Annotated in this window: 20 protein-coding genes; 2 read left to right on the plus strand and 18 right to left on the minus strand. The window is 59.5% G+C overall.

The window, feature by feature from the left end; genetic code table 11:
• Nucleotides 1-181: 181 nt before the first annotated feature.
• The 18 genes from CCGE525_RS27860 to CCGE525_RS27945 all read right to left on the minus strand — a co-directional run bounded on the left by CCGE525_RS27860 (nt 182) and on the right by CCGE525_RS27945 (nt 18,527).
• Nucleotides 182-1,168, minus strand: a complete 987-nt coding sequence (locus tag CCGE525_RS27860) for a GlxA family transcriptional regulator (protein WP_120707488.1) — start codon at nt 1,166-1,168, stop codon at nt 182-184.
• Nucleotides 1,165-1,974 (minus strand): pyrroline-5-carboxylate reductase family protein, encoded by an 810-nt coding sequence (locus CCGE525_RS27865; RefSeq protein ID WP_120707489.1) that lies wholly within the window; start codon nt 1,972-1,974, stop codon nt 1,165-1,167. The genes CCGE525_RS27860 and CCGE525_RS27865 overlap by 4 nt, the downstream gene beginning before the upstream one ends.
• 12 nt (nt 1,975-1,986) lie before the next feature.
• Complete coding sequence (locus CCGE525_RS27870; protein ID WP_120707490.1) at nt 1,987-2,985, minus strand: 4-hydroxyproline epimerase; 999 nt, start codon at nt 2,983-2,985, stop codon at nt 1,987-1,989.
• Between the two features lie 16 nt (nt 2,986-3,001).
• Nucleotides 3,002-3,853 carry an ABC transporter permease gene (locus CCGE525_RS27875; protein WP_120707491.1) on the minus strand — a complete coding sequence of 284 codons (852 nt, stop codon included), beginning with the start codon at nt 3,851-3,853 and terminating at the stop codon, nt 3,002-3,004.
• Nucleotides 3,850-4,698 (minus strand): ABC transporter permease, encoded by an 849-nt coding sequence (locus CCGE525_RS27880; RefSeq protein ID WP_120707492.1) that lies wholly within the window; start codon nt 4,696-4,698, stop codon nt 3,850-3,852. Before CCGE525_RS27880 ends, CCGE525_RS27875 begins: the two co-directional genes overlap by 4 nt.
• 14 nt (nt 4,699-4,712) lie before the next feature.
• On the minus strand, nt 4,713-5,804 hold the full coding sequence (locus CCGE525_RS27885) for a quaternary amine ABC transporter ATP-binding protein (RefSeq protein WP_120707493.1): 1,092 nt from the start codon (nt 5,802-5,804) through the stop codon (nt 4,713-4,715).
• Between the two features lie 93 nt (nt 5,805-5,897).
• Nucleotides 5,898-6,749: a glycine betaine ABC transporter substrate-binding protein gene (locus tag CCGE525_RS27890; protein ID WP_120707494.1), complete on the minus strand. Its 852-nt coding sequence runs from the start codon at nt 6,747-6,749 to the stop codon at nt 5,898-5,900.
• Between the two features lie 80 nt (nt 6,750-6,829).
• Nucleotides 6,830-8,176 (minus strand): NAD(P)/FAD-dependent oxidoreductase, encoded by a 1,347-nt coding sequence (locus CCGE525_RS27895; protein ID WP_120707495.1) that lies wholly within the window; start codon nt 8,174-8,176, stop codon nt 6,830-6,832.
• Nucleotides 8,173-9,690 (minus strand): aldehyde dehydrogenase, encoded by a 1,518-nt coding sequence (locus CCGE525_RS27900; RefSeq protein WP_120707496.1) that lies wholly within the window; start codon nt 9,688-9,690, stop codon nt 8,173-8,175. Before CCGE525_RS27900 ends, CCGE525_RS27895 begins: the two co-directional genes overlap by 4 nt.
• Complete coding sequence (locus CCGE525_RS27905; protein WP_120707497.1) at nt 9,683-10,594, minus strand: dihydrodipicolinate synthase family protein; 912 nt, start codon at nt 10,592-10,594, stop codon at nt 9,683-9,685. Before CCGE525_RS27905 ends, CCGE525_RS27900 begins: the two co-directional genes overlap by 8 nt.
• Complete coding sequence (locus CCGE525_RS27910; protein ID WP_120707498.1) at nt 10,591-11,301, minus strand: GntR family transcriptional regulator; 711 nt, start codon at nt 11,299-11,301, stop codon at nt 10,591-10,593. The genes CCGE525_RS27905 and CCGE525_RS27910 overlap by 4 nt, the downstream gene beginning before the upstream one ends.
• A gap of 412 nt (nt 11,302-11,713) precedes the next feature.
• Nucleotides 11,714-12,490, minus strand: a complete 777-nt coding sequence (locus tag CCGE525_RS27915) for a molybdate ABC transporter substrate-binding protein (protein WP_120707499.1) — start codon at nt 12,488-12,490, stop codon at nt 11,714-11,716.
• Entirely contained in the window at nt 12,487-13,275 is a 789-nt protein-coding gene (locus CCGE525_RS27920; RefSeq protein ID WP_120707500.1) for an ABC transporter ATP-binding protein, read from the minus strand. The genes CCGE525_RS27915 and CCGE525_RS27920 overlap by 4 nt, the downstream gene beginning before the upstream one ends.
• A complete protein-coding gene (locus CCGE525_RS27925; protein WP_120707501.1) occupies nt 13,265-14,299 on the minus strand; it encodes a FecCD family ABC transporter permease in 1,035 nt (344 codons plus the stop codon). The genes CCGE525_RS27920 and CCGE525_RS27925 overlap by 11 nt, the downstream gene beginning before the upstream one ends.
• The gene (locus CCGE525_RS27930) at nt 14,296-15,354 is read right to left on the minus strand and encodes an ABC transporter substrate-binding protein (protein WP_120707502.1); all 1,059 of its coding nucleotides are present in this window, start codon (nt 15,352-15,354) and stop codon (nt 14,296-14,298) included. The genes CCGE525_RS27925 and CCGE525_RS27930 overlap by 4 nt, the downstream gene beginning before the upstream one ends.
• 111 nt (nt 15,355-15,465) lie before the next feature.
• Nucleotides 15,466-15,846, minus strand: a complete 381-nt coding sequence (locus tag CCGE525_RS27935) for a DUF779 domain-containing protein (protein ID WP_120707503.1) — start codon at nt 15,844-15,846, stop codon at nt 15,466-15,468.
• 86 nt (nt 15,847-15,932) lie between these two features.
• The gene (gene adh, locus CCGE525_RS27940) at nt 15,933-17,441 is read right to left on the minus strand and encodes an aldehyde dehydrogenase (RefSeq protein ID WP_120707504.1); all 1,509 of its coding nucleotides are present in this window, start codon (nt 17,439-17,441) and stop codon (nt 15,933-15,935) included.
• Nucleotides 17,442-17,573: 132 nt separating this feature from the next.
• Nucleotides 17,574-18,527, minus strand: a complete 954-nt coding sequence (locus CCGE525_RS27945) for a helix-turn-helix domain-containing protein (protein WP_120707505.1) — start codon at nt 18,525-18,527, stop codon at nt 17,574-17,576.
• A 278-nt stretch (nt 18,528-18,805) separates the two neighbouring features.
• Here CCGE525_RS27945 and CCGE525_RS27950 point away from each other — a divergent pair, with 278 nt between their 5' ends.
• Nucleotides 18,806-19,423 carry a cupin domain-containing protein gene (locus CCGE525_RS27950; RefSeq protein ID WP_120707506.1) on the plus strand — a complete coding sequence of 206 codons (618 nt, stop codon included), beginning with the start codon at nt 18,806-18,808 and terminating at the stop codon, nt 19,421-19,423.
• Between the two features lie 137 nt (nt 19,424-19,560).
• The gene (locus CCGE525_RS27955) at nt 19,561-20,502 is read left to right on the plus strand and encodes an ABC transporter substrate-binding protein (protein WP_120707507.1); all 942 of its coding nucleotides are present in this window, start codon (nt 19,561-19,563) and stop codon (nt 20,500-20,502) included.
• Nucleotides 20,503-20,538: the final 36 nt, after the last annotated feature.

Below are 20,538 nucleotides of genomic sequence, written 5' to 3' on the forward strand. Positions count from 1 at the left end.
GATTCTCACAACGGCTCGCCGCAGCGACGTGCCTAATTGGAAACTTTGGAGCCCGCTCTATAGGAGTTGGGAGTGGGTAGAGTTTTGCTTCAGGACCATGCATGGCTCTTTGTCTGGCACGCTCACCACCTGCCGATTGGTACTTGGGCGCGCCGAGCTACGGGTACGCTGACACAAATCTTCAAGCCTGTGCACGTCGCAATTCCGTTGGCGATTGTCCAAACAGTCTTCGGAAAAGCCTCGCGAAATGTGATGCGCTGTCGAACCCGACCTCGAGCGCGATTTCAATGAGCGGTGCCTGTGTCTGGAGGACGAGCTGCTTTGCTCGTTCCATGCGGACCCGCGTATAGATCGTTCCGGGAGATGCTTTCATCTCCTCCATGAAAAGGCGCTCAAGCTGTCGCCGGGACAGCCCGACGAAAGCAGCGAGTTCTTCGGTCGGGATAACGTCTTCGATGTGGCTTTCCATCGTGATGAGGACGGCCTTCAACCGTGGATCTTGGCATTCGATGGCGAGCGGCTTGCGCGGCTGTATGTCCAATCCAGATCGCGCCCGCACGATCTGCAGAACCTCGAGCGCGTTCCGTTCGGCGTCTCGGCTAATATGCCGCCTGACGAGGAAGGCTGCCATATCGGCTGCGCTGCTTCCGCCTGCGCATGATCCGCGGTTTCGATCGAGATTGAACAGGCGATCGGAGCGAACGGGGTTGTCAGGAAACCGATCTCGGTAGGTCTGATAGTGGAGCCAGCTGACACAGGTCTGGTGGCTTTTCATCAATCCCAGTTGCGCCAGAATGAATGTGCCGGTGCAAACACCAATCAATGGAACCTTTTGGGCGGCTGCTTTTTTCAGATAATCGGACGTCTGATTGTCGATCGCCGCATCGGAGTTTAAGAGTCCGCCGACCACAACGATATAGTGGAATTCGTTGGGATCGACGAAATCAGACGTCGGCGCGATCTGGACGCCGCAGCTTGATGCGATAAGATGTCGAGTGCTGCCCAACACCTGCCAATCGGCCAACACTCTCCCGGATTTGTCGGTCTCGTCGCTTGCCAATCTCAGCGTATCAACAAACAAAGCAAATGCGGAAAGTGTGAAAGAGCGGGCGAGGATAAATCCGACTTTCAAAGGACCATGATTTGCTTCGCTTTTTGTGGTTTTCATCGACCGCGTCCACCAACCTGATTGATCGCCAGCGCTTGAGCCTTCCGAAAGGCGGCGTCCAGCCCAGAGCGGATCACGCTTTCAAATCCATTCTTGCGCATCGCCACAATGCCGGCTGACGTGGTGCCATCGTAATCTAGAAACGACTTTACTGTGTCAGCAGGAGACGCACGATGATATTCCTGAAGCCGTCCGGCACCGATGATGAGCTGTTGCACTGCCCGACGGGCGATCTCCATGGGCAAACCACGGGCGATGGCGTCATTCATCATTGCCTCGGCAAGCAGCGCGGGAAATGCTTCACCTGAGCCCGTCATTGCCGTGAGATAGTCAATGTACTCTTCGCGAAAGACGGCGTCGATCGTGCCGCAGCTACGGAAAAGCACCTCGACAATAGCCCGGTCGTTCGGGTCCGATGATGCCACGAAAAACGGCGTGCATGAGTGCCCGACTTCGGCGGCAGCGTTTGGCAAGGCACGTGCGATGCGCACGCAGCCCGTTTTCCGTTTGATGCTGTCCACGGTTATTCCGGCCATGACCGAGATCACAAGCTTGCCCGAGGCGGTGATTTCGATGCCGCTCCAGTCGTTCGGTCTGACTGACAGGATGACAACATCTGAGTTTTCGACCAGTTGCTGGTTGTCCTGCGTCCAAGAGACGCCAAGTCCGGTATCGGGCCGCCCGCTGCGAAACGAGCAGGTCAGCCGTTCAGCCGGGACGGTACCGGAACCGATCAGCGCCTTTGCGATTGCACGTCCCAACCACCCTGATCCACCTATAATCCCAACGCGTCCAATGTCAGCCATTGAGCAGCCTTCCTACGGAATCTGGAAACCATGGGCCAGGGGATCGCGGTCGTCGACGAAAATCGTGTTGTGGCCGATGATCCGTGCCCAGCCGCCGACACTTGGCCTTATACCCTTAAACGGACCGATCTCGGCTTCGGCTTCGATACGCCCCTCGAATACGGTGCCGATAAGGCTTTCCTGGCGAAACATCTCGCCGGTCCTCAGGCGACCCTTGCCATGCAGCTGTGCCATACGGGCCGAGGTCCCGGTCCCTCCGGGTGATCGGTCTATTGCCTTGTCGCCGTAGAAGACCGCTCCGCGGCCATCGGCCTTGTCATTCGTCGGCCTGTCACACCACAGCACGTGGTGAACGCCACGTATCCTTTCGTCTTCAGGATGAACCGGATCGCAGATCGGCGCGAGCGCATCCCGCAGTCTCCGGCTGAGATCAACAATGACGCTTGCCGACATGCCGTTCAATCCCGGCCAGCTCTCCTGAGGCTCGACGACGGCGTAGTAGTTTCCTCCATAGGAAATATCGACGGTCAGCTTGCCGAGACCCGTGACTTCCACCTCGATGTCTGCCGCGTGCAGGTAGCTTGGGACGTTGAACATGCGGACCGAATCCACAAACTCGCCTTGCACCTCATATTGGATATCGACCTTTCCAGCAGGTGTCTCTATCGACAAATGTCCAGGCATTCGCGGAGTGACCAGACCTTCTTCGATCGCCGCAGTCACGAGGCCGATCGTCCCGGCTCCGCACATTGGCAGGCAGCCGCTGACTTCGATGAAGATAACTGCAAAGTCGCAGTCATCGCGATACGAGGGATAGATGATCGCACCCGACATGATGTCGTGGCCGCGTGGTTCGAACATCAGGGCTTGCCTGATCCAATCATGGTCGCGGACAAAGATATCCCGGCGGTCGGCGATCGGAAGGTGAGGCAGCAAGGGGCCACCGCCCGCCACTAGCCGTACCGGATTGCCGCAGGTGTGGGAGTCGATGCAGAAGAAGCTGTGACGCATTTGTTCATCTTTCCTGTCAAGCCGGGTGCAGGTTGTTGCGACCCTGCAAGGCGCCCTTCGACAGTCTGTCGAGCAGGATGGCGATGGCGACAATGGCCAGCCCCGCCCGTAGCCCGAGCCCCATTTCCATTCGCGTAAGGCCTCGCGTTACTTCGGCGCCAAGGCCCCCGGCTCCGACGAGTCCGGCAAGAACGACCATTGCCAATGATAGAAGGATGCACTGGTTGAGGCCGACAAGCAGTGTAGGCATGGCAGACGGGATCTCGATCTTGAACAGGATCGCACGCGGTGGCGCCCCCGTGGCCTGGCCGAGCTCGAGCAGATCTTTCGGGACTTGATTGAACGCCAGCGTCGTCAGGCGCAGCATCGGCGGCACGCCGTAGATGATCGTGGCGATGATTGCCGGTACGCGACCGAGACTGAAGAGCATGACGGCCGGAATGAGATAGACCCACGGCGGTACCGTCTGCATGATGTCGAGCAACGGCCTTATGCCGGCCTCGAAGCGTCTATGACGCGAGGCCAGGATACCAAGTGGAAAGGCGACCGCGACGGAAAAAGCGACGGCCACGGCCACCAATGCCAGCGTCTGCATGGACGCGGTCCAAAGACCAGCACCGAAGCAGAATGCAAGCGCAACCAGCGATATGATCGCCGCCCTAATGTTAATGGCAAAGCCGGCAAGAAGGACCGCGACGAGTATCATCGCGTAGGGAGGCAGGTAGAGAAGGGCCGTCTCGATGGCACCCAGTACCGTCTCGATCAGTTTCGTGACGCCCTCGAAGAACGGGTGGAAGTTGGTATTGAGCCAATCGACCCCCGGGGCAAGATATTCACCTGGCGAAAATCGGATGAGATACAAGTTCATCTCGCACCTACCTTGGCCCGGCGGGCCGCGCTCTGCGTTAGCCGATCGAGCATCATGGTCAAGATGACGATCGCGATCGCTGCGTTGATTGATGTGGCGATATCCAATGTGCGCACCGCGCTATAAATGGTTTGGCCGAGGCCGCCGGAGCCGACGATGCCTGCGATGACGACCATACCAAACGCCATCATCAGGCTCTGATTGATGCCGGCCATGACGCTTGGGATGGCGAAGGGCAGTCTGATCTTCGTGAACATCTGCCATGGCGTCAGTCCGCTCGCCTGTCCGAGCTCGATGAAGGCATGCGGTGTCATGCGGATCCCGAGTGCTGTGAGGCGGACGGCAGGCGGCATTGCCACGATGAAGGTCGCGACCAGTGCTGTTGCCGGACCGAAGCCGAGAAGCGCGATTGCCGGCAGGAGATAGATGTAGGGTGGTAGCGTCTGGATAAGGTCGAGGATTGGCTCCAGGAAGCGGTCGAACCATTGCACGAACCCTGCGAGGATCCCGATCGGGATTCCAATGGCCAGTGCGAGGATCGTGGCGGTGACAACGAGCGCAAGGGTGCTCATCGTTTCGTCCCACAATCCCATGAACGAGCAGAAGACGAGCGCCAGCCCGATCAATATGCCGGACAGGGCGTTGACCAGCCGCCATCCGAAAAGCGCCAGGATGACAGCGACCACGTAGACCGGAGCAAGTTGGAGAAGCCAGAGCATGCCATTGTAAGTTCCTTCGAGCGCCGCCCTCAAAGGATCGAATAGCCACTCGCCGTTGTCGCCGATCCACCCGAGCGCAGCGTCCGTCCAGGCATCGAAAGTATCCGCAATGACCGAGATGTCCATGTTCGTCTGCCCTCTCAGGCTATCACTGGCTGTTGCGCAGGGGACCCCGCGACGCCTCGAAGCAGGCCGCGGGTGGTAACGACGCCGACGATGGACCCGTTTTCGACGACAGCCAGCGCATCGCGATCTGACTTCATCGTGAGGTCGATCAGTTCGCCGATATCCGCCTCAGGGGACGTTTTTAAGAGGCCGTCCACATCATGTTGCGGCTGCAGGCTCTTGTACTCAGCGAGCGAATGCATCACCGAATGCGCCTTGACCAGATGAATCCTGGATATTCCCGCGACGAAGTCGGCGACATAGTCGTCGGCCGGTTTCGTTACGATCTCTTCCGCGGTTCCGACCTGGACGATGACACCATCCTTCATGATGGCAATGCGGTCGCCGATGCGAATAGCTTCTTCCAAGTCGTGCGTGATGAAAACCGCTGATTTGCCGAGGGACTTCGTCAATTGCCGGAACTCGTCCTGTAGCTGACGCCGGATAAGCGGGTCGAGGGCGCTGAACGGTTCGTCCATGAGAATGATCTCGGGATCTGCGGCCAATGCACGAGCGAGCCCAACGCGTTGTTGCATGCCACCCGAAAGCTCTGAGGGATAACGCGATGCCCAGTCGGTGAGGCCGACCTTTTCAAGTGCTGCACGAGCGATCTTGTTTCGCTCGTCCCTAGCGACGCCACGCACCTCCAGGCCAAAGGCGGCATTTTCCAGTACTGTGCGGTAGGGGAGGAGAGCAACACTCTGAAACACCATGCCGATGTTTCGCGCGCGCATGTCCCGCAACTCCGCTGCATTCAACTTGCTAATTTCCTTGCCTTTGATTGCGATCCTTCCCAGGCTCGGCTCGATGAGGCGGTTGAGAAGCCTGACCAGGGTCGACTTGCCGCTGCCTGAGAGGCCCATGATGCAGAAAATCTCACCACGATTGACTTGGAGGCTCGCGTTGGATACGCCGACGACACAGTCGAAGTCCTGCAGCACCTGCTTCTTTGACAAGCCCTTCTCCAACACGGCCTTCACAGCATAGGCTGTGCGGGCGCCGAAAATTTTCCAAACTCCTTGGCAGTCGATGAGAACATTGTTCGGATCATTGATCGTAGCGGTCATGGCATTCCCCGTGGGCCAGCTTTCAGAAAGCCCCTTTTTGTTCTTGGGTTGCTGAAAGGCGGGCCGACTAAAGGTCGGCCCGCAAAAGAGAGATCATTGGCTCTTGATGTTTTCCCAACGCTTCAAGAGATCGGCATGAGCGTCCGTCCAGTCCTTAACGGACTGGTCCATCGTCTTGCCATCGCTGACGGCGCCGTTGATCGCGGTGATATCGGCGAGCGGTACATAGACGCTGGCGATGACCTCGCGCGCATGCGGATTCTCAGCCGAAAAACCCTTCTTGCCGACCCAGTAGTAGCTCTGCGGTGGCGGGAACACACCCTTCGGATCCTTCAGGAATTTCACCGGATACTTCTGCATCATCCAGGACGGTTCCCAGATCGTCACGGCGACCCACTCTTTGCGATCAATGGCCGACTTCAGGGCCGCAGTCATCGCTGCTGTGCTGCCCTCAACGAGTTGCAGCTTGAGATTATACTGCTTCACCGCATTGGCCGCATCCCGCATCAGACCCGAACCAGGTTCAATGCCGACGATCTTGCCGCCAAACTTGTCGGCGTTGTCGTTCAGCTGATCGACGGAATCGATCGTCACGTAATTCGGGACGGCGATGGCCTGATAAAGACCGTGCGACACCGGTGAGATCTTTTCCAGGCGGTTCTTGTTTTTGTCCCAATAGTCTTGAGCTACGTAATCAGTTTGGGAAGCAAGGATCTGAATGTCCCCTTTGGTAAGGGCGGCATAGGCAATACCCCATTCCGAGAAAGGCAAAACCTTTACCGTGTAGCCGGAATCCTCGAGTACCTTTTTGGTGATCCCCGTAATCGGAGTGAGATCCTCCCAAGACATGGTGCCAATCGTGATTGTCTTTTCTTCAGCATGTGCAGACAGCGTCGCCATTCCGAGCATGGCTGCAGCGCATAGCGCTTTCCACAAGGCCTTCATTTTGTTTGCTCCTAGTTTTCGTTCCCATTTCGTTGAAGACCTGCAGTCGGCTCGGTCCTCACATTGCGCGGGCGGGGGGACTATCCCTCACGTCCAGCGCGCAATTCCTGCCAACGGATCACCGAATTGATGCCAAGCCGGGCAAAGGGCTCCGGCGGTAGCCGGCTTGGTTCTGCATGATCCATATATTTCTCGAGATCAGTGGATCTCGTGCCAGTGGCTAGTTCCGCGGCCATTATGCCAGCGAACGTGCTCTTGACTGTGCCAAGACCGTTCTCGCAACAGGCTGAGTAGAGTCCTTCTTCGATCTCGCCGAATGCGGGTACGTGGTTCCGGCTGAGGCAGAGGCGTCCTGCCCAGCTGTACTGGAAGGGTATAGCTTTGAGACCCGGGAACCGTGCATCGAGCGACCGTCTGTGTTCCTCGGCCATCCCGGTCATTCTACGGCTCGACACCGTGATTGTTGTCTCGCAGGTGTATTTCGTGCGGATGACGATGCGTGACTGGCCGGCCGAGGTGATCTTGCGCACCGTTGCACCCATGGCATCGGCAGGAAGCAGCGCCCACTGGTCGCGCCCTGAAACCTGACGGCCGAAGTCTTCGGCAGAGAACGGGGCGGTCATCGAGGCGTAAGCAAAGATATGCATCAGCCGGCCGCTGAAGTGACCAAAATCGTCGATGTGACCGTTGACGCCTAAGATAACCTTCGGAGCCGTGACTTTGCCGCGGGCAGAAACGGCCGTCCACGTTCCTTTGTCTCGCGTCAAAGCGGTGACGGGCGCCCCCTCGAAGATGTCGACCTTGCGCGACAACCCCGCGGCAAGCTCGCGAATATAGGCGGCCGGTTGGATCAGCACTGCACCCGGCGTGTAAAGGCCGCCTAGGTAATAATCAGAACCGGTAAGCTTGCGCATTTCGGATGCGTCCAGAAACGTGTGCTGTTCGCCAGCGTTTCTCAAGGATTGACCGAAGCTGATGTTCAGTTTCATTCCACGCGCGGTTGCCGCAGCGTTGATCTTGCCCGTCGGGTCGACGGTTTCGGACGACAGGCAATATTCTGCCGCAGCATCCTTCGCGAAAGCGATCGCATTCCGATTCTGCGCCATCTCCAATCGAGTGGCATCCAATCCGCCGCTCGAGTATTCACTGGAGGACAGGTTGTGGGGGACATCAATCATGAAGCCGGAATTCCGGCCCGATGTGCCTTTACCCACCTCACTTGCTTCGAGCACGACGATTTTGTCGTCCGGGCGAAGCTGGAGCAGCCGGCGGGCTGCGGAAAGGCCGGCAAATCCCGCGCCGATGATGAGCCAGTCCGCAGTCACGTTGCCTTCGAGAGTCCGGGCCGGGAACGATCGCTTGCTGATCGCCTCCCAGCCCGACCTTCCATTTTCCGCCGGCAAACGTTTGACGGATATGGTGCTCATCGGATCGTCTCGTCCACCGAGCGCTCCGAGACGTCGATCCAGATCGTCTTCAGTTCGCAGTAGTTGTCATGGGCAAAGACCGACTTGTCGCGGCCGCCGAAGCCGGATTCCTTGTAGCCGCCGAACGGTGTCGTCGCGTCGCCTTCGCCGAAGCAGTTGACCGTGACCAGGCCCGCCCGGATGTCCCGTGACACCCGGATCGCATTGCGCAGGCTGCCGGTATAGACCGATGCCGTCAGGCCGTAATTGGTGTCGTTGGCCAGCGTGATGGCCTCACTGAGGGAATTGAACGTCGTGACCGACAGGATCGGCCCGAAGATCTCCTCCTTGAACAGGCGGCTCGAAGGCGTGACGCCGTCGACGACCGTCGGTTCGATAAAGACGCCGCTCATGGTTTCGCCGCCAAAGGCCAGCGAGAGCTTCTCGCTCTTCACGTCGTCGAGGAATGACGACACCTTTTCGAAATGACTTTTGCTGACCAGCGCACCGATGCGGTTTTCCGGATCAAGCGGATCGCCGGTCTTCCATTCGCGCAGATAGGCGCCGATCCGCTTCAGCAGTTCGTCCTTGATGCTGGCGTGAACGATGAGGCGCGAGGAGGCCGAACAATTCTCCCCCATATTCCAGAAGGCGCCGTTGACCACCTGTTCGGCGACGAGATCGAGGTCTTCGGCATCGTCCAGCACGACGGCCGGGTTCTTGCCGCCGCATTCGAGCACCACCTTCTTGAGGTTGGAATCAGCAGAATAGTGCAGGAAGCGACGGCCGGTCGGGGTCGAGCCGGTGAACGCCACCATGTCGACGTCCATATGCAGGCCGAGCGGTTCGCCGACATCCCTGCCGCTGCCGGTGACGACATTGAAGACACCGGCCGGGATGCCGGCCTCGACGGCCAGTTCTGCGACACGCAGCGTCGTCAGCGTCGTTTCCTGGGCGGGCTTGACGAGCACCGAACATCCGGACGCCAGTGCTGGCGCGATCTTCCAGGCAAGCATCAGCAGCGGGAAGTTCCACGGCAGCACGCATGCGACGACGCCGATGGGTTCCCGAACGACCATCGCCAATGCATTGGGACCAACGGAATTCGTGTTGTCATAGAGCTTGTCGATCAGCTCGGCATGCCAGCGGATCGTGTGGATGGTGTCGGGGACATCCACGGTCTGACACTCGCGGACCGGCTTGCCGCTGTCGATGCTTTCCATGACGGCAAGTTCGTGGCGGTTCTGTTCCAGCAGTTTCGCGAACTTCAGCAGCGTGTCTTTCCGCTCGCCGGGCGTCCGCTGACGCCAGCGGCCATCGTCGAAGGCCTGCCTGGCCTTGGCGACGGCATAATCGACGTCGCTGGCATCACAGGCGGCGATCTCGGCCAGCATCTCGCCGGTTGCCGGATTGGTCGTCTTGAACGTCTTGCCGGAATTGGCCGGGCGGAAGGCGCCGTCGATGAAAGCATTCGTCGGGAACTGAAGGCCGGCGGCGATCGCCTTGTATTCGGCTGCGGTCAAGGGGTCATGCATAGTTGGCTCCCGAGGTGATCTGGGCAACCGTGCGCTTCAGGTTAGCAACGACGGTCTCAAGGGTTCGCTTTTCGTCGGAGATCAATCCGCGCAGCGGTGCGCGCACCGGCCCGGCCTTCAGGCCGATGATCTCGCAGCCATGCTTGATCGACTGCACGAACTTGCCGCATTCGAGGAAATCCATCAGCGGCAGCATCGCCGTCATGATGGCGCGGCCCTTGTCGAAGTTCTTTTCGAGGACGCAGGCCTCATAGAGGGCGACATGTTCGCGCGGCAGGAAGTTCGAGCCGGCGCAGACCCAGCTCTTGGCGCCCCAGGCGAAGAATTCCAACGCCTGATCGTCCCAGCCGCAGGAGAGCGCAATGTGCGGGAACTTGCGGGCCAGGAGATGGACATTGGCCATCTCGCCGGAGCTTTCCTTGATCGCCCTGACGTTCCTGGACTTGCCGACGCGGGAGAAATATTCGTCCCCCATCATCACACCCATGCGGGCGGGATAGTTGTAGAGCATGATCGGCAGGTTGGCCGCGCGGTCGACGGTCAGCGCATGGATCGCGTTCTCCTTCGCGGTCGGCAGCGCATAGGGCGGCGATGTCACCAGGATTGCATCGGCGCCGATCTCCTTCGCCGAGGCGGCATAGGCAACCGAGTCCTCTGTCCGGGTCGCGCCGGTGCCAACGATCAGCGGCAGCCGGTTACCGATCACCTCTTTGGCATAGGCGGCGAGCTCGAAGCGCTCCTGCATGGATTGGGCATAATACTCGCCGGTCGATCCGCCGATGATGATGCCATGCACGCCGGCCGCAATCAGCGATTCCAGAACGGCCGCAAAGCCCTTCTTATCGATCTGCCCATCAGGCCCGAGCGGCGTCACCGCAGGCGTATAAATGCCTTCAAACTTCACGATGATTTCTCCAATGAGGCAACCGGCACTTCAACGAGCGCATCCGCTTTCATTCCTTGCGGCGCGATGAACATCTCCATGTTCTCGCGCGACAGTTCCCAATGTTCGAAAACAAGGTCGACGACCGTGTCCTCATCGTGAGCGGCGATCGCGGCGATGAAGCCGTCATGATGGTCGATGGCGAGCTGCAGGCGCTGGCGCATGTCCTCGTTTCTTGGCCGAAAGAAGGTATGGCCGATCCGAGCGTGGTCGATCAGCAGGCGACCGAGGCTTGGCTGCAGGTAGGCATTGAACGACATCTCCCCGATGATCTCGTGGAAACGGTTGTTTTCCAGCACCATTGAAAGCGTGTCGCCGAACGTGCTTGCCGTGCGAAACCGCTCCTGCGTGTCCCTCAGATCGGTGAGTTGCTTTGGCCTGAAATTCTGTACCGCAAGGCGGCCGATCGCGGCGTAGATCATCGGCGCGACAAGGAAGAAATGCCGCAATGTCTGATGATTCATCGGGCTGACGCGCGCCCCTCTGTTGGCACGTATGTCAACATATCCCTCGCCTTCGAGGCGCCGGAAGATTTCCCGGACTGGCGTTCGCGAAAGGCCGTACTGCTCGCTGAGGCTAACCTCGTCAAGGTCTTGATCCGGGTCCAGCTCCATCGTCAGAATTTGGCGCTTGAGATCATCATAAAGGCTGTTCTTTCCACCCTTCATCGCGATCCTCCTCCTAAGTTTTCCGCAGGGATTGAAGCCATCGGTCGCCGCCGATGGAAGAAAGGTCGCACAGTGGGATCATCGAGTCAATGAAATTGTATAATCTGAGTACACATTAAGTGCTATGACGGAATACAATTGCCTTCGAGCATGTTTGCCGACGTTGAAGTGTGCTCGACGAATGGTGAGGCCTAGCTCTAGCGCCGCGTGCTATTGGCCGGATCGGTGGCCTCGGCGGCCGCCCTTTTGTCAGCGCATCAGGGAGCAGTGAGAAACATCTGCGCCGACCGCGATAGCCGATGTGTTTGTTGGGGAAACTTGGTTGCGGGGTTAATCGCACGGAGGTTTGGGAACTTTCGAGCCCATCTCATCGTATGCAACGATTCCCGCTTCGCTTCAAAAGGAGCCGATTTCAGCGATTGACCTGCCGGTGATCCCGTCGCGCTGCGGGAGAAAGCGAGCTTACTGGTAAAAAGCCGGCTCTCCTCAATATCTCCTGTCCGCCCTTCGACAACACGAAATCCTGCAGCCGCCGTGCCTCATTCGGCGCTCCCTTGCGCGGACCGAGGCCATATTCGACTTTGGGCGAGAATTCAGCCGGGATGTCAACGACCCTGAAAGCAGGATCTGGTTCAAGCAGGCGTGCGTTGGAATAATAACTCATCATCAGGTCCGCCTCACCGTCGGTGATCAGGTAGCCGCCGCCCTTGCCGGGTGGAGTGGGCGGCGAATTGCGGCCGCCGACCAGTTGCCGCGCGCGGGCTTTCAGCGTCGTGCCCATGCCCGGATGTCTTGTCTCGATGCGGTCGAACACCTCGAAAGCATAATCGCCGGAGGGATCGTCACCAGGCGTGGAGGTGCCGATCTTCACCGACGAATCGGACAGGACATCAAGGAAGTTCTCCGTCGTCATGCCGAGATCGGCGCGGGTGATCACGCAGAGCCGGTTGCGGGTAAAACAGATCGCCTCTTCCGTCACGCCGGTCGCCGCAAGCCGTCGCGGATGTTCCATGTTGGCAGAGGCGAAAAGGTCAAAGCGTTCGCCGACCTCGATCCGCTCCCGCAGCAGGCCGGCCGGCCCGAGTGAAAGCGAAACGGCAATGCCGGTCGCTTCCGTGTAAGCCTCGATGATGGCCGGAAAGGCATGCCGCATGCTGCCGGCGGAGAGAACCTGAACGGCCTCTGTCATGACAAATCTCCTCTTCGATGCCTCTGCCGGAAAAGCGGCGCGAAGACGGTTTCCTCGCGCTCGCCGCTGCCGAGCCGTGCTGAGCGGACCGGGATGCCGTAGAGCGCTTCGAGATTGGCTTCGGTCATCACCTTCCCGGTCGCGCCAAAAATCGTCTTCGCCTGCGGCAGCATGAGCAGGACTTTGTCCGCGACAGCCACTGCATGGTTCGGCTGATGGGTGGTGAAGGCAATCGCCAGCTTTTTCTGATCCGCGAGCGCGCCAAGCAGCGAGAGCACGACATCCTGGTTCTTCAAATCGAGCGCCGAAGCGGGTTCGTCGAGCAGCAGCACGGCATTTTCGCCGGCCAGCGCCCGAGCGATCAGCACGAGCTGCCGCTCGCCGCCGGAGAGCGCATCTATAACGCGCGGCGCGCAGTGCGCCATGCCGGTGACCTCAAGAGCTTCCATCGCCTTTTCGATGTCGATTTTCCGTGGCGTCTGGAAGAGCGCTATGTGCCGGGCACGGCCCATCAGCACCACGTCCAGCACCGAATAGGGAAAGGAACCGGAAAACTCCTGCGGCACGAAACCAGTGCGCTGATTGAGCGCTGTCTTGCCGGTCGTCGGCTTCAGAAGCCCCGCCAGAACCCGCAGCAGGGTAGATTTGCCACGGCCGTTCGGACCGAGAATGGCGGTGATCTCCCCCGCTCTCAGGTCGAAATCGAGATCGCGGAACTGCCAGCGCTCGCCGTCATAGGACTGGCTGGCGGCCGCGATGCTGAGCTGGACTGGATCACAAACCACGGCTGCCTCGCTGGGTCCGCTTCAAGACGAAGGCAAAAACCGGCGTGCCAACCAGCGCGGTGAGGATTCCGAGCGGGATTTCCGTGCTGGTCGCGGTGCGCGCCACGGTATCGATGACGAGCAGATAGAGCGCGCCGATGATCAGCGAGGCCGGCATCATCACCCGGTGGTCGGGGCCGACCAGCATCCGCGCCATATGCGGCACGACCAGACCGACCCAGCCGATAATGCCGCTGACGGCCACCTGGGCGGCGACGATGCAGGAAACGAGGACGAGGATGAACCAGCGCAGCGGCTCGACTTTGACGCCGAGCGCGCGAGCGTCCTCATCGCCGATAGATAGGAGATTGATGCGCCAGCGCAGGCCGAGCAGCAGCAGGCTGCCGATCAGCACCGGCCCGGCGATCAGCAGGAGCTTTTCCCAGTTGCCGGTGGCGAAACTGCCGAGCAACCAGAAGACCATGGCGGGCAGCTTGTCCTCGGTATCGGCGAGATACTGCACCAGGCTGACTAACGCTCCGAAGAAGCCGGTGACGACGACGCCGGCGAGCACCAGCGCCAATATGTTGCGGCGAGCCACGATGCCGTTCAGCGCATAAACGAGAACGAGGGCCGAGAGCCCGAAGACAAAGGCGGACCCTAGCAGGCCGTAGCGCGGGAAGCTCAGGAGGATGGCGAGCGTGCCGCCGAACGCCGCGCCCGAAGACACGCCCATCACCTGCGGCCCGACCAGCGGATTGCGAAACACGCCCTGCATCGTCGCTCCCGACAACGCCAGGCCCGCGCCCGCCAACAGCGCAAGCAGGATGCGCGGCATGCGCACGGTAAAGACGACATTCGCCTCAGTCGGCGTCACCGGCACATCAGGCGGAGAAACCGGCGCCCAGAGGATTTGCACCACCCGCGCGAATGGGATGTCGTAGCGGCCGATCCCCAAGGATGCGACCGCCACCAGCGCCAGCAGGATCGCCAAACTTGCGATGACCACCTGCGGTGGACGTCGAGGAAAGGCGTCGCCACTCATTGTGCGGCGCGATAGTCGATGCGGTAGAATTCCTTGTAATAGGCGTCCGCTTCCTGTTGCATGTCGATATCCTGGAAACGCTCCGGATAAAGTTGCTTCGCCATCCAGAGCTCGCCGAGGGCCATGGCCTCCGGCATCGGATAGCCCCAGGCCTTGGCATATTCCGGCATCAGGTAGATTCGGCCATTCTTCACCGCGTCTATCGTCTGCCAGGAAGCGGTTTTCTTGATTTCGTCGACGACGGCGGGGTAGCGCTCCTGCACGAAAATGACAGCCGGATTCCATTTCAGTACGTCTTCCATCGTCACCTGCTTGAAGCCGGTGATCGAGTTGGCGACGTTGCGGGCGCCGGCGCGTTCCATCATCAGACCGGTATACTTGCCCCGGCCGTAGGTGGTGAGATCAGGGTTCGCCATATAGGTGGCCACAAGCTTGTCTTCCGGAATATCGGCAAGACGGTCGGCGACGAGCTTGCGGGTTTTCTTGGTGACCGCGATCATCTCCTCGCCCTTATCTTTCTTACCCAGCACGTCGGCAATCAGCCGAACGCCGGTCGCAAAACCGGCATCGATCGCCGCCGGTTCATCCTTGACGGTCGGGTTGAGCTTCACCGCTTCTTCCGGCGGCACGTCCAGTAGCGAGATGGCGACGACTGCGAGGCCCGCATCCTGGATCTGCTTGACCATGTCGGCCGGCGCATAGTTGGTGACGAAAACCACGTCCGGCTTCAGCTTCAGGAGTTCCTCGATGTTGACCTTCGTGAGACCGCCCGGCATAGGGAGGTTCGGAAGCTGCGGAGCAAGCCGCACATAGTTGGTGCCAAGCTGCTTCTTCCACTCGTCGAGGACCCCGACCACCTTGTCCATCGCGTCGAGCTGCACCGCGATATTGAGCGTCTGGTGCTGCAGGATAACGACCCGGTTCACCGTGTCGGGAATATCCACCTGGCGGCCGATCTGATCCGTCACGACACGGTCGGCGAGGGCGGGGGTGGCGAGGAGTAAGCCGCTGATAGTAATGGCGATTTTTGCAATGGACGTGAGGCGAGTGAGCATGGCATGGGGTCCTCTAAGAAGAGGCTGACCGCTAGCATGATATTCGGCCGTATACAACGCGTTATATTCAGCCGGATATTTCGTTATCGTCGAATATGCGGCATCGCCCAGCTATTGTCTGACCGAGGGTATCATGCAGGCCTCGCCGCCGCCGAACAGGCAGGAGCGCGTCAGGAAACGCCTTTCGCGTCCGTTGTCGAGCGAAAACATGCCGCCACGCCCCGGCACAACGTCGATGATGAGCTGGGTATGTTTCCAGGCTTCGAACTGGCTGCCGCTGATATAGACCGGCACACCGCCGATTTCGCCGAGCTTCACATCATGGTTGCCGATCATGAATTCATTTGCCGGATAGCACATCGGCGAAGAGCCGTCGCAGCATCCGCCGGATTGATGGAAAAGGATATCCGGATGGTCTTGCTGGATCTCACGGATCAGCTCGAGCGCCTGATCGGTCGCAAGCACGCGCGGCTCGTCATGGGTTTCATCCATTGATCTCGTCCTCCTTTTCTCGTTTTGGAACTCAAAGGCCCCCGGCCGCGGAGCCGGAGACCCTGAGCAGCTCTCCTGGGAGGAGATCAGAAGAAGCCGAGAGCCTTCGGGCTGTAGCTGACCAGCATGTTCTTGGTCTGCTGGTAGTGATCGAGCATCATCTTGTGGGTCTCTCGGCCAAGCCCGGACTGCTTGTAGCCGCCGAAGGCTGCATGTGCCGGATAGGCATGGTAGCAGTTCGTCCAGACGCGGCCGGCCTGGATCTCCCGCCCGAAGCGATAGGCCCGGTTGCCGTCCCGCGTCCATACGCCGGCGCCGAGGCCGTAGAGCGTGTCATTGGCGATTTCGAGTGCTTCCTTCTCGTCCTTGAAGGTCGTAACCGAAACGACCGGCCCGAAGATTTCCTCCTGGAAGACGCGCATCTTGTTGTGGCCACGGAAGATCGTCGGCTTGATGTAATAGCCGCTCGACAATTCGCCGCCGAGATCGTTGCGTGAACCGCCGGTCAACACTTCCGCGCCTTCCTGGCGGCCGATATCGAGATAGGAGAGGATCTTCTCCATCTGCTCGCTTGATGCCTGGGCGCCGATCATCGTTTCCGTGTCGAGCGGATTGCCTTGGCGGATCGATTCGACGCGCTTGACGGCCTTTTCCATGAACCGGTCGTAGATCGATTCCTGGATGAGGGCGCGGCTCGGGCAAGTGCAAACCTCGCCCTGGTTCAGAGCAAACATGGCGAAGCCTTCCAGCGACTTGTCGAGGAAGTCGTCGTCTTCCGCCATGACGTCGGCGAAGAAGATGTTGGGCGACTTGCCACCGAGTTCCAGCGTCACGGGGATCAAGTTCTGGCTGGCATATTGCATGATCAGCCGGCCGGTCGTCGTCTCGCCGGTAAAGGCGATCTTGGCGATGCGGTTGCTGGATGCCAGCGGCTTGCCGGCTTCCAGACCAAAGCCGTTGACGATGTTGAGCACGCCAGGCGGCAGGAGATCGCCCACCAGCTCGGCCCAGACGAGCAGCGAGGCGGGCGTCTGTTCTGCAGGTTTGATGACGACGCAGTTGCCGGCGGCGAGCGCTGGGGCCAGCTTCCAGGCGGCCATCAGGATCGGGAAATTCCACGGAATGATTTGGCCGACGACGCCGAGCGGCTCATGGAAATGGTATGCGACTGTGTCATGGTCGATTTCGCCAATCGAACCTTCTTGGGCACGGATGCAGGCGGCGAAATAACGGAAATGGTCGATCGCCAGCGGAATGTCGGCCGCCATGGTTTCGCGGATCGGCTTGCCATTGTCCCAGCTTTCCGCCTGCGCCAACACCTCCAGCTTGTCTTCCATGCGCTGGGCGATCTTCATCAGGATATTGGAGCGCTCGGTGGTGGAAGTTCGGCCCCAGTTGTCCTTAGCTGCATGGGCGGCATCGAGGGCGGCGTTGATATCCTTTTCGTCGGAGCGCGGGATTTCGCAAATCTTGCCGCCAGTGATCGGCGTGAGGTTATCGAAATACTTGCCGCCGATCGGCTCGCGCCATTGGCCGCCGATATAGTTGCCGTACTTCAGCTTGAATGGAGACTCGACGATTTTCTGATGCAGCATGTGATCCTCCCTTGATGGCAGGTTCTGGCAGAACCCGATGGGAGAAATCTGCTCATATTCATGGCGCCGCGACAGGGTGGCCGCCCCATACCGCAGCGCACAGTGTCGCAATCCTGCGACACTGCGAACATGCTAATGGAGATCGAACTTTTTCATTTTGCGGTGGAGCGTCGCCCGGTTCATGCCGAGCGTCGCTGCGGCCAGTGTGACATTGCCGCCGGCGCGCAACAGCGCCCGCAGCAAAGCGGCCCGCTCAACCTCCAGCAATTCCCTGTCGGCCGCCTGCTGATTTTCGCGCAACGCGTCCGAAGCGGGAATGCCGGCCGCGATGCGCCGATCATCCAGCTTCAAGGCATGACGCGCCGCCCTCGTAGCGCCGAGTACGATGTCGTTCCGATCGACAGCCAGAAACGCGGCAGTCGAGCCGCTGTCGGTCGGCACCATGACAAAACGGGCGCCAGCAAAGGCACTGCGAAAGAGATTGAGTTCGATCCGCATCGCCGCTTCCCGGACGGTTTGCGAAAGGATCGCCAGCGTCACCTCGGTCATATCCTCTCGGCGAGTGGAAATATCAAGCGCGCCGGCGAGTTGGCCGCGATGGTCGCGGATCGGCGCTGTTGTGCAGCTCAGGTCAATGTTGGAGGAGAAGAAATGCTGGTCGCGGATGATCGCCACGGCCCGCTCATCGGCAAGGGCGGTTCCTATCCCATTCGTTCCGATGCTCGCCTCGGTCCAGACAGAGCTTGTCCACAGGCCGAGATCGCGGAAATCCTTGTCGTCGCCGGACGTGCCACGCCGCTCAAGGGCAATGCCCTCTCGGTCAGTCAGCAACAGGCAGCAGCCGGCCCTGCCGACCGTCAAGAACAGGCGGTCCAGTTCCTCGGCCGCTTCCGTGACCAGCCTTCCCGATCGCTCGCGGGCGGCTTTAAATTCCTGTTCGGTCAGGCGGAAAGGCAGCCGCTTGTCCTCCGGCACCAGGCGATGCATCGTCATGCAGCGCCGCCAGGATGCAACGACCGGGGAGCTCGCTGCGGCGGACTGTGCTGACTCGTAAACCTGGTCCGCATGGGCGGAATGTTCGTGCATAGGGCTCCTCCCACCGAATGCCATGTCAACTTTCGCTAAAAAAGCGGCGCATTGCAATTATCGGGCCTGTCTTTATTCAACATATTTTTCGGGATATATCGACGCAGTTTCCGGCTTTTTTGATGCTTGGCGCGGATCTGTCGGTAACGACGGATAGCCGTTACATGGTCAAGCCAAATGCGTGTGCCACCGACCCAGCTTCCGATTCTGGACAGTCCCAGGTAATTTCCGCTATTCTGCAATGTCAGCACACCCATTCCGGATATATGAAGAACTCAATGAAAATCGACATTCAGCCAACCCAGTTAGGCACCGAGGATCGCCCGTCGGAGGCCAATCAAGGTCGCTTGGGAATACGGCTGCGGCTTGCCAGGCAGACACTCGGAATGACGCTGAAGGCATTGGCGACGGCAGTTGATTGTTCGGAAAGCCTGCTTTCGAAAATTGAAAACGGCAAGGCGTCGCCCTCCCTGCCGATGCTGCATCGGCTGGTAGAGGTGCTCGGTACGAATATCGGCTGGATGTTTGAGGAGACGGATGGAGAGGAAGGGATCGTCTTTCGCGCGGGAACGCGCCCGCTGATCGGGCTCGATCCGCTCCGACGCGGTGAGGGCATCTCGCTGGAGCGTATTATCCCCTATTCGCCCGGCCATTTGCTTCAGTGCAACATCCACCACATCGAACCCGGCGGGGAAAGTGCTGGGCCGATACAGCACGCCGGCGAGGAAGTTGGTTATATGCTTGCAGGTTCAATCGAGCTGATGGTCGGCGAAAAGACTTTCAAGCTTTCGGTCGGCGATTCCTTCGTCTTCAAGTCCGAGTTGCCGCATTGGTACAGAAACGTCGGAACAACGCGCGCCAGCATATTCTGGGTCAATACGCCGGCGACATTCTGATTGTCCGACCGGATGCGGGAACCTCCCGCCGAGATATCAATTCAAGTCGCTTGACAATCATTCAAGTCTCTTGAATTATGCCCTTGCTGACAATGCCAATGAGCCCGGTCACGGGCCTTTCCGCAAGGGGAACACACATGCGCTTTTCCAAATATGCAGCGAGCTGCGCTGCGGCCGCAGTTTTGACACTTGCTTTCGGCTCCGCGTCCGCTTTTGCCGAAACCTTCGCGCTGGTAACAATCAACCAGCAGGCTCTCTTCTTCAATCAGATCAACGACGGGGCAAAGGCTGCGGCCAAGGCCGCCGGCGCTGATCTCGTCATCTTCAACGCAAACAACGTGCCGAGCGCACAGAACGACGCCATCGAAAACTACATCACCCAGAAAGTCGACGGCATCATCCTGGTCGCGATCGACGTCAACGGCGTAAAGCCCGCAATCACGGCGGCCAAGAAGGCCGGCATTCCGGTCATTGCCATCGATGCACAGATCCCAGATGGCGACAATATTGCCTTCGTCGGCGTCGACAACACGAAGGCCGGTGGTGATATCGGCAAGTTTTACGCCGATTACGTCAAGAGCAAGATGGGCGGTTCGGCCAAGATCGGCGTCGTCGGAGCGCTGAATTCCTACATCCAGAATCAGCGTCTCGACGGCTTCAAGAAGGCGGTTGCGGACAGCGGCGAGAAGGTGACGTTTCTGGATACGGTCGACGGCCAGAACGTTCAGGATGTCGCCCTTAGCGCCGCCGAAAACCTGATGACGGCCAATCCCGATATGACGACGCTTTATGCGACCGGCGAGCCAGCGCTTCTGGGCGCGGTTTCGGCCGTCACAAGCCAGGGCCGCACTGGTGACGTCAAGGTGTTCGGTTGGGATCTGACCAAGCAGGCGATCGAGGGTATCGACCAGGGCTGGGTCACTGCTGTCATCCAGCAGGATCCGGCTGGCGAGGGCAAGGCTGCTGTTGAAGCGCTTGACAAGGTCAAAAAGGGTGGAACGATCGACAAGATCATCAATGTTCCGGTCACCATTGTCACCAAGGACAACGTCGACAAGTTCCGGGACATGTTCAAGTAGGCGGCGGCTCGAATACGCAAACCGCCGCCACGAATT

Origin of the sequence: Rhizobium jaguaris (genome assembly GCF_003627755.1) — a bacterium.
Taxonomy (GTDB): domain Bacteria; phylum Pseudomonadota; class Alphaproteobacteria; order Rhizobiales; family Rhizobiaceae; genus Rhizobium; species Rhizobium jaguaris.